The 13542-nt window shown below is 36.5% G+C and carries 10 protein-coding genes and 2 pseudogenes; 10 read left to right on the plus strand and 2 right to left on the minus strand.

Annotated elements, in window-relative coordinates:
• Positions 1 to 84 precede the first annotated feature (84 nt).
• From fliI to CCY97_RS00730, 8 genes and pseudogenes are all read left to right on the plus strand, one after another.
• Positions 85 to 1419: a flagellar protein export ATPase FliI gene (gene fliI, locus CCY97_RS00690; protein ID WP_112063570.1), complete on the plus strand. Its 1335-nt coding sequence runs from the start codon at positions 85 to 87 to the stop codon at positions 1417 to 1419.
• Positions 1420 to 1462: 43 nt separating this feature from the next.
• On the plus strand, positions 1463 to 2506 hold the full coding sequence (gene galE / locus CCY97_RS00695) for a UDP-glucose 4-epimerase GalE (protein ID WP_112063571.1): 1044 nt from the start codon (positions 1463 to 1465) through the stop codon (positions 2504 to 2506).
• 154 nt (positions 2507 to 2660) lie between these two features.
• On the plus strand, positions 2661 to 3998 hold the full coding sequence (gene purB / locus CCY97_RS00705; RefSeq protein ID WP_112063573.1) for an adenylosuccinate lyase: 1338 nt from the start codon (positions 2661 to 2663) through the stop codon (positions 3996 to 3998).
• Positions 3999 to 4087: 89 nt separating this feature from the next.
• A pseudogene (locus CCY97_RS00710) lies at positions 4088 to 4839 on the plus strand (type I restriction enzyme HsdR N-terminal domain-containing protein); the annotation flags it as partial.
• Between the two features lie 2 nt (positions 4840 to 4841).
• The gene (locus CCY97_RS00715) at positions 4842 to 6323 is read left to right on the plus strand and encodes a DUF2779 domain-containing protein (RefSeq protein WP_181562768.1); all 1482 of its coding nucleotides are present in this window, start codon (positions 4842 to 4844) and stop codon (positions 6321 to 6323) included.
• Positions 6324 to 6415: 92 nt separating this feature from the next.
• Complete coding sequence (locus CCY97_RS00720; protein WP_112063574.1) at positions 6416 to 7687, plus strand: PD-(D/E)XK nuclease family protein; 1272 nt, start codon at positions 6416 to 6418, stop codon at positions 7685 to 7687.
• A 118-nt stretch (positions 7688 to 7805) separates the two neighbouring features.
• A pseudogene (locus tag CCY97_RS00725) lies at positions 7806 to 8900 on the plus strand (N-6 DNA methylase); the annotation flags it as partial.
• 365 nt (positions 8901 to 9265) lie between these two features.
• Positions 9266 to 9760 (plus strand): DNA-deoxyinosine glycosylase, encoded by a 495-nt coding sequence (locus CCY97_RS00730; protein ID WP_112063575.1) that lies wholly within the window; start codon positions 9266 to 9268, stop codon positions 9758 to 9760.
• On the opposite strand, the gene CCY97_RS00735 is transcribed toward CCY97_RS00730, so the two are convergent.
• Together CCY97_RS00735 and CCY97_RS00740 are read right to left on the minus strand one after the other, a co-directional pair.
• Positions 9741 to 10916, minus strand: a complete 1176-nt coding sequence (locus CCY97_RS00735) for a restriction endonuclease subunit S (protein WP_112063576.1) — start codon at positions 10914 to 10916, stop codon at positions 9741 to 9743. The genes CCY97_RS00730 and CCY97_RS00735 overlap by 20 nt on opposite strands.
• Before the next feature lie 109 nt (positions 10917 to 11025).
• Entirely contained in the window at positions 11026 to 12537 is a 1512-nt protein-coding gene (locus CCY97_RS00740) for a class I SAM-dependent DNA methyltransferase (RefSeq protein WP_112063577.1), read from the minus strand.
• 183 nt (positions 12538 to 12720) lie between these two features.
• Here CCY97_RS00740 and CCY97_RS00745 point away from each other — a divergent pair, with 183 nt between their 5' ends.
• Complete coding sequence (locus tag CCY97_RS00745; protein ID WP_112063578.1) at positions 12721 to 12906, plus strand: hypothetical protein; 186 nt, start codon at positions 12721 to 12723, stop codon at positions 12904 to 12906.
• 6 nt (positions 12907 to 12912) lie between these two features.
• The coding region (locus CCY97_RS00750; RefSeq protein ID WP_181562769.1) for a restriction endonuclease subunit S at positions 12913 to 13542 on the plus strand (630 nt) is incomplete at its 3' end.

Consider the following 13542-nt stretch of genomic DNA (forward strand, 5'->3'; position numbering starts at 1 on the left):
TCAATATTTCTTGAAGTATAATTTGCGCATTCTAACTAAAAATCCTTAAAGTTTTAAATTCTACTCATCTCTATGGAAGCACATATGCCACTCTCCCACATACGACAAAAACTTAATTCCAACCTTAATCTCTCTCCAAGCTTTGGGAATATAATCAAGATTACACCAAACATTATCATGGCCAATGGAATAAGTCCAAGCGTAGGTGATATAGTCGAGTTCTCAAGTAGAGATTGTAAGAATCTCGGGGTGAAAAGAGAGTTGCAGTCCGCTGATTTAGGCATGGTAAGTGCAGTAGAAAAAGATTGCTTTCTTGTCAATCCCTTTTCTTTTGTAGAAGGTCGTAAAAGTGGTGATTTTGTGCGTATTGTCAAGGCAGGACTACAGATTCCGGTAGGAGAAGCGCTCAAAGGGCGTATTATAAATCCCTTGGGTACTCCCATAGATGGCAAAGGTGCGCTTAATACCACACAAAAAGCCCCTCTTTTACGATCCCCTATCGCTGCGATGAAGCGCGGAGTGATTGATGAAGTATTTGAGCTTGGTATAAAAAGTATTGATGGATTGCTTACCTGTGGTAAAGGACAAAAAATCGGTATCTTTGCTGGCTCTGGAGTAGGAAAGTCCAGCCTTATGGGTATGATAGTCAATGGGGTAAAAGCCCAGATCAAAGTCATAGCGCTCATAGGAGAGCGCGGGCGTGAAGTCCCAGAGTTTGTGTATAAAAACCTCAATAACGATCTCACCAACACAATAATAGTCGTTGCTACAAGCGATGATTCTCCTCTTATGCGCAAATATGGTGCATTCAGTGCAATGGCAATCGCAGAGTTTTTTAAACAACAAGGCAAAGATGTACTTTTTATGATGGATTCCATCACGCGCTTTGCTATGGCACAAAGAGAAATAGGGCTAGCACTAGGCGAACCACCCACAAGCAAAGGTTATCCACCATCGACACTTACTATCTTACCCCAACTCATGGAGCGCGCAGGAAAAGAGGAAGATGCAGGCTCAATCACCGCATTTTTCACTATCCTAGTCGAAGGCGATGATCTCAACGATCCTATAGCTGACCAAAGCCGATCGATTCTGGATGGACACATCATGCTTTCTCGCGAGCTTACAGATTTTGGAATCTACCCACCTATCAATGTCCTCAACTCCGCCTCAAGGGTCATGCACGATATTATCACGCCAGCACATACTCAAGCAGTGCGTAAATTCAGACGACTCTACTCCTTACTGAAAGAAAATGAGGTCCTCATACGCATCGGCGCATACCAAAAAGGTAGCGATCCTGAGCTTGATGAGGCGTTAGAAAAAAAACCCCTCATGGAAGAATTTCTCAAACAAGACTTATTGGAAAAATGGGATTTCTACAAAACCCGAGAACAGCTTCAAGTGATTATGAGCTAGATTCTTATACAATCCCCGCTCAATTTATTTTGAAAGGCAGCAAATGAGCAAATTTCTCTTTACTGGTGGTAGTGGCTACATTGGTTCGCATACAGCATTTTGGTTTCTTACTTCGATGCAAGATTCTCAGATAGTGATTTATGACAACCTAAGCAGTGGTTTCCAAGAAAACTATCTCTACTTACAATCCGTATTTGGCAAAAGAGTAGAATTTGTCAAAGGTGATCTCAACCAAACACAAATCCTAGAATCCCTCATGCAGAAGCATAGATTTACGGGCATCGTGCATTTTGCCGCCTCACTTATCGTAAGCGAATCCGTCACACTCCCTCTGCACTACTACAAAAACAACACACTCAATACCACCCTTTTAATAGAATCTTGCCTCAAGCACAATATTAACAAATTCATCTTTAGCTCTACAGCCGCGGTATATGGCCAGCCAGATTCAAAGCTCATTCCTATCACAGAGATAGCTCCACTAGATCCTATCAATCCATATGGCGCAAGTAAGATGATGAGTGAGCGTATATGTCAAGATACACATATTGCAAACCCTGATTTTAACTACGCGATTTTGCGCTATTTCAATGTCGCAGGTGCTAGCAGCCATAACACAAAAGAGCTTCTAATCCAAAAACAGGGATTAGGTCAGAGGAGTAAAGACGCGACACATCTCATCAAAGTAGCTTGCGAATGTGCAGTAGGTAAAAGAGAGTCAATGGGAATCTTTGGTGAGAATTACCAGACGCCAGATGGAACTTGTGTACGCGATTATATTCACATTGATGACTTAGCAGCTGCACACCTTAGTGCTTGGAAGTTTTTAGATTCTACACATACAAGCGAGATTTTTAATGTAGGTTACGGACGCGGCTACAGCGTCAAAGAAGTGATAAAAATGGTCAAGCAGGTAAGCGGAGTGGATTTTAAGGTAGATCTATGCTCTCCTAGAGCAGGAGACCCCGCGATTCTTATAGCAGATAGCCACAAGATTAAGACTCTCACCTCTTGGCTTCCCCGCTTTGACAATTTAGAGTTGATAGTAGAAAGTGCTTACGATTGGGAAAAATCACAAAACTCTTAACCCACCATCCCACCACATTGTTTATTTTCTATGCAATTCCAGTTTTTCAACCCATCATATTTAAAGATACTTTCTTTCCAATTTCTTTACTTAACGTCTACCAAACTAAAAAGCAAGTAAAATCAGATAAATCTAAAGCACAAGGAAAGGAAAAATGGTAGAGCGATATGCAAGAAGTGAGATGAAAAATCTTTGGAGTATGGAGGCCAAATACAGCGCGTGGCTAGAGGTGGAGAAAGCCCTTGTGCGCGGGTGGAATCGCTTAGGGCTAATCCCTGATTCTGATTGTGAGAAAATCTGCAAAAACGCTAAGTTTGACATTGCGCGCATTGATGAAATCGAGGCGGTTACAAAGCATGATTTAATCGCCTTTACCACAAGCGTCGCGGAGTCTTTGGGTGAAGAAAGCCGCTGGGTGCATTATGGGATTACTTCAAGTGATTGCATTGATACGGCTGTGGCGTTGCAAATGCGCGATTCTCTAAAAATTATCATTCAAGATTTACAAGACTTGCGCGAAGTCATAAAAAACCGCGCAATAGAACATAAATACACGCTTATGGTTGGACGCTCTCATGGAATCCACGGAGAGCCTATCACCTTTGGGCTTGTTTTGGCTATTTGGTATGATGAGTTAAGGAGGCATCTAAACGCCCTAGAATCCACGCTTGAAGTGATTTCTGTAGGGCAGCTAAGTGGCGCAATGGGGAATCTCGCGCATACACCTATGGAATTAGAAGAGCTGGTGTGTAAAGAACTAGGGCTAAAGCCCGCTCCTGTGAGTAACCAAGTCATCCAACGCGATAGATATGCAAGGCTTATGAGTGATTTAGCACTTTTGGCCAGTAGTTGCGAGAAAATTGCCATAGAAGTGCGCCATTTGCAACGCACAGAAGTCTATGAAGCTGAAGAGTATTTTGAAAGCGGACAAAAGGGAAGCTCCGCGATGCCACATAAGCGCAATCCGGTTTTGAGTGAAAACATCACAGGGCTTTGCAGAATGATTCGCTCCTATGCTCTGCCGGCAATGGAGAATGTCGCCCTCTGGCATGAGAGGGATATTAGCCACTCAAGTGTGGAGCGCTTTATTCTGCCAGATAGCTTTATTACGACAGATTTTATGCTCCATCGCTTAAAAGGACTGCTTGAAAAGCTCGTGGTGTATCCAAAAAATATGCTAAAAAATCTCAACTTAACAGGCGGGCTTGTGTTTTCCCAGCGCATACTTTTGGAGCTTCCAAAACAAGGCATATCACGCGAAGATGCCTATAAAATCGTGCAACGCAATGCGATGAAGGTTTGGGGCGATTTGCAAGAAGGAAAAAGTGCGCTAAACGATAAAGGCGAATCGCTTTATTTGCAATATCTCTTAGCAGATTCTGAGCTTGTAGGACTTATTGGAGAAGAGGCAATTAGAGAGTGCTTTGAGTTTAGCTACTACACAAAAAATGTCGATGCGATTTTTCAAAGAGTGTTTGGGAACAAGATATAAAACCAGAGCATCACAGAAGCCTTTAAAGCCTTTTTTACCGCTATAGGTGATGTTGTGCTGGTATAAAATGTCAATTTAAGGATAGCGCAATGATTACACAGCAAAATCTAAAAGAGGTGCTAGAGCTTTTAGGCTTTGAAAAATTGGAATCTAAAAGCCTAGATTCTAAGCCTACCTACACAAAAACCATAGATTCCCACACAATGCAAGTAGATTTTAACAATCAAAAGCCTACCCACAAGGCATAAAGATTCATGATGCTACGACTTCAAACTTTTCTCACCCAGAAAATTTCGTCGTTTTTGAATGTGTGCATAGGCTATTACAAAAGGGTTATAAGCCAGAACACTTAGAGCTAGAGCCAAGGTGGAATCTAGGGCGTGATGCAAAAGGTGGCAAAGCAGATATTTTGGTGCGAGATCATCAAGGCAGTCCTTATTTGCTCATCGAGTGCAAAACCACAGATTCTAAAAATAGCGAGTTTGCCAAAGAATGGGCAAAAATGCTAGAAAATGGCGGACAACTTTTCTCCTATTTTCAACAAGAAAGAGGCGTGAAATATCTATGTCTCTACACAAGCGACTTTATAGATGATACTCTCAAATATCAAAACTACATCATACAAGCCTTTGATAACCAAGAATACCTAAACGAAAAAGAATTAGAAAAATCCTATACAAAAGCAACCAACAATCTTGAACTTTTTTCTGTATGGAAAGAAAGCTATGAATTTCACCACGAAAAGCAAGGCATTTTTGAAAACAATATCAAAGTTTATATGCAAAATGACATTAAAGTTTCTCTTAGTTTCTCTGGCAAACAAATCTCTACAAAAGGACAGCTATGAATCTCTCAAAATCTCGCTTTATCAAAGGTATGCAGTGTCAAAAGCTACTATGGCTTTTAACTCATAAAAAAGAAGCCCTAAGTGAGCCAGATATGCAGCAAACAGAGCGATTTAGCGTAGGTGAAGATGTAGGGATTTTAGCGTGTGAGTTATTCCCTAAGGGAGCTAGAATCCACTTTTGTGATGGTATAAGTTATAACGCTAAACGCACAAAGGAATTGCTAGATTCTGGCACTAACGTGATATATGAAGCGACTTTTATATATGAAGGCATTGTTGTAATGGTAGATATTTTACAAAACACGCCACAAGGGCTTATCATCAATGAAGTGAAAAGCTCCACAAGCCTAAAGGAAGTATATATCTATGATTTAAGCGTGCAGCACTATGTCATCACGCATTGTGGATATAGTATAAAGGAAGCGAATCTTATCCATTTAAACACAGACTATAAAAGGGGTAAATCACTTGATTTAACTAGGCTTTTTGTAAGTGTGCCTTGCTTAGAATCTGTGCAAGAATTTACACCAAAGATTCCAACAATTTTAAGTGATTTTAGCGAGATTTTAGAGACAAAGAATGAGCCAAATATTGATATAGGATTACATTGTGATAATCCTTACTCTTGCGAGGCAAAGTCATATTGCTGGGAAGCCCAAAGGAATATAACAGAAGAAGATTCTGTATTTAATCTTGCTTGGCTTAATGGCGATAAAAAGCTAGGGCTATATAGACAAGGGATAGCACGATTTAGTGATATAAAAGATATAGATAGCTTAAACTACAAGCAACAACTACAAATAGAATGCTTTAAGAATAAATCCGTGCATATACAAAAGGATAAAATCAAGGAGTTTTTAGGGAGTTTATCCTACCCCATTTATCACTTAGATTTTGAGACATTTCAACCTGCTGTGCCTAGATTTGTAGGCACTTGTGCGTATGAGCAAATCCCTTTTCAATTCTCACTCCATATCCAGCATAAAGATGGCAAGCTAGAGCATAAAGAGTTTTTAGCCAAAAGTGGCATTGACCCTAGAGTTGAACTTATTCAAACCCTACTAGATTCTATCCCGCCAAATGCCTTTATCCTAGCTTATAATGCGAGTTTTGAAAAAGGCGTCATTACAAGACTTGCTGCAAGTTTTCCACAATATGAAAAAGAGCTTTTGCATATTGCTTCACAGATTGAAGACTTAATGTATCCCTTTGCCGCTAGGCATTATTATCATTATAAGCAAAATGGCAGCCACTCTATCAAAGTTGTGCTACCAGCCCTTGTGCCACAAATGGAATCCGCTTATCAAGAGCTAAGTCTCGTGCATAATGGCGGGGAAGCAATGGAATGCTTTGCCACGCTAGAATCCAAACCCAAAAAAGAGCAAGAAGAATATCGCCAAGCCCTTTTAGCATATTGCAAACTTGATACACTTGCTATGGTGGAGATTATAAAGGCGTTGGAAAAGTTAGTGGGCTAGGCGATATTAGTCTTGTATTTTTGATTGTAATATACATTTATATTTGTAGCGATTAATCTTTACTACATTAAATTTAAAGAAAGGGTAAAAGTGTGGAATATAGAGAATTTTTTGAACGCGTAAAGGGCTTTTTGGAACAAGCAGAGATTCACAAAAGGCGTGGGAATAATGACTTTAATCCCTATCTTGAAATGTGGAGTGAAAGTAATGAAGTAAAACTTCATAGTGCGTTAATAAGTGGATTTTTAAACCCGCTAGGCAATCACTATCAAGGCGATGTATTTTTAGAAACATTTTTAGAATCTGTTGGGCTTAAAGCGTGGTTTGGCGATAGCAGTAATGCTAGGGTGCATAAAGAGTATGAAAACATTGATGTGTATATCGCTAATGGAAAGAGACATATCATTGTAGAGAATAAGATTTGGGGAAAAGATCAAGATAGGCAGATTGAGCGGTATATTGAGATAATAGCAAAAGAGCAAAGCAGAGATTTTAATGATGATATGGAATCTAATGAGCTAGAATCTAGCGAAAGTGAAACACCACAAGAGCAAGGTGCGTCTTATGACAATATCGCTGTGCTTTACCTAGCCCCTTATAAACGAAATCCTTCAGGGTATAGTTTAGGCAAATGGGAAATACAAGGGGATTCTCTTGTAAATGGAGATAATAAAGTGAGATTTAAGGCTATCACTTATAAAGGAGAGATTCTAAAATGGATAGAAAACTCACAAGCAAAAGTTGGGTGCATCACAAGCCTAAATGCCGCATTGCTCTTTTATAAAGATGTCGTGCAAATCATTACAAATACAAAGGAAAACACAATGAGTATAGAGAAGTTTTTGACAGAGAACAAAGGCAGTATTGAAGGGAATATGAAAATAGTCTTTGAGATTCTAGAAAATAAAGACAAAATTATAGAATCTTATTGCGAAGCGATTGTAGAAAAATGTAGAGAACAAATTGAAAGCAAAGACTTTGAGATTGTTAAGACGAGCAAGGATGAAAAAATGGGTAGGTGGAATAGAATTGATTTAAGCTATCCTTTTATGATTAAACCTAAAAATTGCGGTAAATATTATTTTGCCTTTTGTGTAGAACATTACATTCAAAAAGAGAAATATAATTGCTATGGTGTGCGGATTTTTGAGCAAGATTCAGATTCTAATATGGATGATAATATATCTAGCAAAATCATAGAATATTTAAATGTCGAATATATTTGGTGGCTTGACGACAATCAAAAATTTTGGTGGTATGAGCTTGATACATCAATAGCAGAGTTAGAATCTAAACTACAAGAATTTTTAGATTCTAACAAGATTAAAGCCTTAAATGAAAAGCTTAAAGAATATCAAGCATAGCAACATAACCCACACAAAATAAGTTTCTAATCTTATTTTGTGAGCTCAAAATCCGCAAATATTCTAAAAAACTTCAATCCTTTGTCATAACGCTGTCAAGAGATCATGTTAATATTACAAAGAATTATTTTTAAAAAATGCCCTTGTTTTAAAAGAAATCGTTGAGCTTTTTGCACCCTACAAACTCACGCAGAATTCTACCAATCAATTTTTAGGCAATCTCTTTGAATTGTTTTTACAAAAAGGTATGAAGCAAGATGAGGGGCAGTTTTTCACCCCTATGCAAATTTGCGAATTTATCGTGTATTCTCTCCCCTTAGATTCTATGCTAAGCACAAAACCTCTAAAAGTCATTGACTATGCGTGTGGTGCAGGACATTTTCTAAACACTTATGCCAACGAACTCAAACGCTACATTACGCAAGATTTAAAAGAGCATTACAAAAACATCTATGGAATCGAAAAAGAATACCGCTTAAGCAAAGTTTCCAAAGTCTCAAGTGCTATGTATGGGCAAAATGAAATCAATATCTTATACGCCGATGCCCTCTCAAGCTTTGAGTTAGCCAACACAAGAGTTTTGGAAGGTCAAAAGCCAAAACCACAGATTCAATCACGCAGCTTTGATTTACTCATCGCCAATCCACCCTATTCTGTCAAAGGCTTCCTAGAAACGCTAAGCCCAAAATCCAGAAAAACCTATGAACTTTTTAATACCGACATCAATATAGAATCTAACAATTCCATTGAATGCTTTTTTATCGAGAGAGCCAAACAAATTCTAAAAGACAATGCAAAAGCCGCTATCATTTTGCCAAGCTCCATTTTAAACAAAGATTCTATCTACAAATCCACACGAGAAATACTTTTCCAAAACTTTGATTTTATCGCTATTGCAGAGCTTGGAAGCCAAACCTTTGGTGCAACAGGCACAAACACTATTATTTTATTTTTACGCAAAAAAGAAACTTTTAGACAAGAAGAAAGCGTTGTCTCCCAAGACTACAGCCTTATAAAAGAACGCTTAGAATCAGAAAATCTACAAGACAATGATGATTTTTATCAAAATTATCTAAGTGCATATTGTGATTTTAGAGAGTTTAACAAAGAGCATTTTTTAAGCTTTTTGGAGGGAAATCTTAATGATGAGATTCTAAAGCTTGATGCTTTCAAAGAATATCTCAATGCGTTTAAGCAAACAAGTGAATACAAAGTGGAGTTTAATAAGGCGATAAGTTTAAATCCTAGCAATTCACAAGGTGAGGGCAAGGCACAAAATCCCTTTGAAAATTGTAAATATGAGCTTGTGAAAATGAGTGAGCTTATGCAAGACAGCAAAATTGCATTAGATATACAAAGTGCTAAACGACCAAAAGGTGGTGTTGGCAACTATACAGAGGGGCATTAAGTTTAGGGGGCGAACATATAGACAATAAAAGCGGTTATGTGAAAATGCAAACACCCAAATATGTGTCCCTGATACAAATTCTTAAACTTACAGATAATGCATTCTCAAAGTTACTGATACATTTTTAATAAGTTATGTGCCAGAATGTGTTTTAATGCTAATATTTTCTTATGAATGACTGCAAAAGCTTTAAACCATCAATAGATAATCATTCTAAAATTCTTATTTTAGGATCAATGCCGGGGGTAAAATCATTGGCAGAACAGCAATATTATGCTCATCCGCAAAACAGATTTTGGAAAGTTATGGGTAATATTTGTAATGAACCTAAATTGCATGAATATAGTTATGGATTAAAATTAACAACTTTACTTAAAAATAATATTGCACTTTGGGACACAATAAAATCCTGTGATCGTGAGGGAAGCTTGGATTCTGACATTCAAGATGAAACCCCAAATGACATTAAAAGTTTGTTGAACAAATATCCCAGTATTAAAACAATTTGCTTAAACGGCAACAAATCTTATTCTGTGTTTAAGAAATATTTTCCGAATTTATTAGAAAAATATAATTGCCACAAAATGCCTTCAACCAGCCCTGCAAATGCCAGATACAGTTTGGATACCCTTATAAAAGAGTGGGCTATAATTGTGTTGAAATGATTTTTTCCTCAATATTTACCCCTGAAACATCAATTTCACCACTCATTAACTTCGGTAATAACGTGTCCCGAAGTTGAATTAAATGTTCGTTTTCAATCTCGTTTTCTAAAATTTTATTTATGAATGGTTTTATTATTGAAGAAAGATTGTCAAATATGTCTTTTTTGAAAGTTATTTCAAATTTTGCAATATCATTCATTACTATATATGGAACTGCTGAACCATGAGTTCCACCCATAATGTTTTTTTGTAAAACATTTTTTATAATGATATACAGTAAATAAATGTAGTCTTTATTTATATTTTCTAAACTTATACAAGCATACGTTCTTTGATATAAATCAAATTTTCCATCATAAAATCTTGTTCTTCCTGTATATGCTCCGTTTCCTGCAATAATTATTGCAGGACCATCATGGATATAACTATTTATTAATAATGGTTTAGGACCACATGTAAAAAATTTATTTTTGCCATTTTCATCATTTTCATTTGCATTCTTACGACCAGTAAAAATATTACAAAATTCATCAAGAGTTTTAATTTCCCAATCATCAGGCATGGTGCCACCGAATGGTTCGAAATCCACAAACCAAGACTTGAAAATCGCTTGGGCTTGTTGTTCTAAATTATTATTTATCGAATTATTTAATTCGATTTTGTCATCAAGCGCACCCAAAACCTTTGCTATTTTTTGTTGGGTTTCAAGAGGTGGTAGCATTATATTCAAGTCTTTTACAACATCCGTTTGAACTCTCTGTCTGCCAGAAGAACCTACCATAGATTTTATTGCAGGTTCTCTTATTTGAGAACTTGTAATTAAATAATAAAGATAGTCTGAGTCCGTTTCGTTTTCAATTGCTCTGAATACTATATATTCTGTTGAGCCGAAACCAATTTCGTCATTATCTAAAATATCTACTTTTGCAGTCTTTCCATTTTCAAGACAAGGTGTAATTCTTGCCATAATAGTATCACCATTTCTGAATTTAGTTCCACCATTATATTTTTCTATTAAATAACCGGGAATTTTTTTACAAAATGGTAGCAAACCATCCATGGGAATTTTTTTTGATAGTTGCCCCTTTTTCAACGACTCAGCAGGATTAATTAATGCTACATCTTTTAATTTTGCTTCTTTCCAATTAGAGGCCATTTTCTACTACCTTCTGTCCATGTTTAACAAATCTTGTACTCTGCTTGAATTTCTTTTTATTTGACGATTTGTTAGATGATCTGATAAATCTGTCACTATATTTTTTCTCCTACTTCACCTCAAACCCTATCGCGCTTAGATTTTTCTTGATTTCTTCTTGAAGTTCGTTAGATTTCGCAAACATTTCAGATAATTCACCCGTTAATCGTTGCATTTTATCCTCAAACGGTTCGCCATCATCCTCTTGTTCTTCTATTCCAACATATCTACCCGGAGTTAAAATATAATCTTGTTTGGCAATATCTGCTGTTGATGTTACTGCACAAAAACCTTTGACATCTTCTAATATTCCTTCTTGGAATGCAGCAAAAGTATCTGCTAATTTTTGTATATCTTCATCTGTAAAATCTCTATGCTTTCTACTCACCATATAGCCCATTTTACGGGCATCAATAAACAAGGTCTTGCCCTTTTGTTTTTTATTTTTAGATATAAACCAAAGAGTCACAGGAATTGTTACGCTATAAAAAAGTTGTGTCGGTAATGCGACAATGCCTTCAATCAAATCATCTTCTATAATTTTCTTTCTGATTTCACCCTCTCCGCTTGTTTGACTTGACAAAGCCCCATTAGCAAGAACAAGTCCAATTTTCCCATTTGGTGCTAGGTGGTGTATCATGTGCTCAATCCAAGCAAAGTTAGCGTTCCCAGCAGGTGGAATACCATATTTCCAGCGTACATCTTCTTGTAGTTTATCTTGCCCCCAGTTTGAAAGATTAAACGGAGGGTTTGCCATAATAAAATCAGCTTTCAATGTCGGATGAATATCATTAAAGAAAGTATCAGCATGTGATGGCCCAAAATCTGCATCAATACCACGAATTGCCATATTCATTTTAGCCATTTTCCAAGTATCAGAGTTTGACTCTTGCCCATATACGGATATTTTATCTCTATTTCCGCTATGCGCTTGTAAGAATTTTACAGACTGCACAAACATTCCACCTGAACCACAGCAAGGATCATAAACTCTGCAATTTTCAAACGGTTTAAGTATTGAAACTAATGTTTTAACAATACTTGATGGAGTATAAAATTCCCCGCCTTTTGTGCCTTCATAAGCAGCAAATTGGGCGATACAATATTCATAAGTTCTGCCTAATAAATCCTTGCTTTCTTCGGTATCATCCATTTTGATATTATTAGTGAATAAATCTACAACATCACCTAATACTCTTTTATCTAAATCAGGAGAACCATAATTTTTAGGAAGAACACCTTTGAGAGATTTATTTTCTTTTTCGATTGCAAGCATGGCATCATCAATAACTTTTCCGATTTCAGGAGTATGTGCGTTTTGTGAAATTTTTGACCAGCGGGCTTCTTGCGGCACAAAGAAAATGTTTTCTGCTAAATATTCGTCTTTGTCGTTTTCAAAGCCATCACCTTCTTTTAAAAGTTGTTGGTATTTTTTATCAAACACACTTGAGATATAACGCAAGAAAATTAAACCCACTATGACTTTTCTATATTCAGCAGCTGGAATATGCCCCCACAATACACAAGCTGCTTTCCATAATTGCTCTTCAAATCCGATATTTGCATTATTCTTTTCAACCATTGGATATCCTCTTATTTTTTGCACATCACAATTTACTTTTCCCATGATAAATATATCACAAACACCAAAATAAGGCAGCTTTGTAACACTTCTGGGATAATTTTAACTATGATATGACTTACTGAAATGATAAAATAAAATATTTTGTTTTTTACTTTGTTTGAATATAAAAAAGGAGAAACTATGCAACAAGAATGTATTACTGAAACTGCACAACATTACAGAGTAACTATTACAACAATGCTTACCTCAATGAATAAAGAAGTAAAACATATAATAGCAGATGATTTATCAGATCATCTAACAAATCGTCAAATAAAAAGAAATTCAAGCAGAGTACAAGATTTGTTAAACATGGACAGAAGGTAGTAGAAAATGACCTCTAATTGGAAAGAATATAAAATTGAAGATTTGAATATTCAAGTAATCGATGGGGACAGAGGGAAAAATTATCCTAATAAACAAGAGTTATTAAATTCAGGCGATTGTTTGTTTTTATCTGCGCAGAATGTAACCAAAAAAGGCTTTAATTTTAGCGAAACCCAATGGATAACAAAAGAAAAAGATAGTATATTGAGAAATGGAAAATTATCGTACGGCGATATTGTTATTACGACGAGAGGTACTGTTGGGAATGTAGCACTATACTCTAATGATATTAAATATACCGATGTACGGATAAATTCTGGAATGTTAATTGTAAGGTGTGATGAAACGCTAAGTAATAAATATCTTTATTTTGTTTTATCAAGTGATTTTTTTGCTAAAAAGATATTATTAATGCAATCGGGAACAGCTCAACCGCAATTACCCAAATCACATTTTTTAAAAATGAGCATTCCATTACCTCCACTTGAAACCCAACAAAAAATAGCAAAGGTTTTGAGTGCGATTGATGACAAAATTGAATTAAATAATTCGATAAATAATAATTTAGAACAACAAGCCCAAGCGATTTTCAAGTCTTGGTTTGTGGATTTCGAACCATTCGGTGGCACCATGCCT

The sequence above is a fragment of the Helicobacter sp. 10-6591 genome, from assembly GCF_003288805.1.
Taxonomy (GTDB): Bacteria; Campylobacterota; Campylobacteria; order Campylobacterales; family Helicobacteraceae; genus Helicobacter_F.

What these genes read in the sequence shown, in the direction of transcription:
- purB (WP_112063573.1), top strand. Translation starts at nt 2,661, where the DNA reads ATGGTAGAGCGATATGCAAGAAGTGAGATGAAAAATCTTTGGAGTATG.
- CCY97_RS00735 (WP_112063576.1), bottom strand. Translation starts at nt 10,916, where the DNA reads ATGGCCTCTAATTGGAAAGAAGCAAAATTAAAAGATGTAGCATTAATT.
- CCY97_RS00730 (WP_112063575.1), top strand. Translation starts at nt 9,266, where the DNA reads ATGAATGACTGCAAAAGCTTTAAACCATCAATAGATAATCATTCTAAA.
- CCY97_RS00715 (WP_181562768.1), top strand. Translation starts at nt 4,842, where the DNA reads ATGAATCTCTCAAAATCTCGCTTTATCAAAGGTATGCAGTGTCAAAAG.
- CCY97_RS00745 (WP_112063578.1), top strand. Translation starts at nt 12,721, where the DNA reads ATGCAACAAGAATGTATTACTGAAACTGCACAACATTACAGAGTAACT.
- CCY97_RS00740 (WP_112063577.1), bottom strand. Translation starts at nt 12,537, where the DNA reads ATGGTTGAAAAGAATAATGCAAATATCGGATTTGAAGAGCAATTATGG.
- galE (WP_112063571.1), top strand. Translation starts at nt 1,463, where the DNA reads ATGAGCAAATTTCTCTTTACTGGTGGTAGTGGCTACATTGGTTCGCAT.
- fliI (WP_112063570.1), top strand. Translation starts at nt 85, where the DNA reads ATGCCACTCTCCCACATACGACAAAAACTTAATTCCAACCTTAATCTC.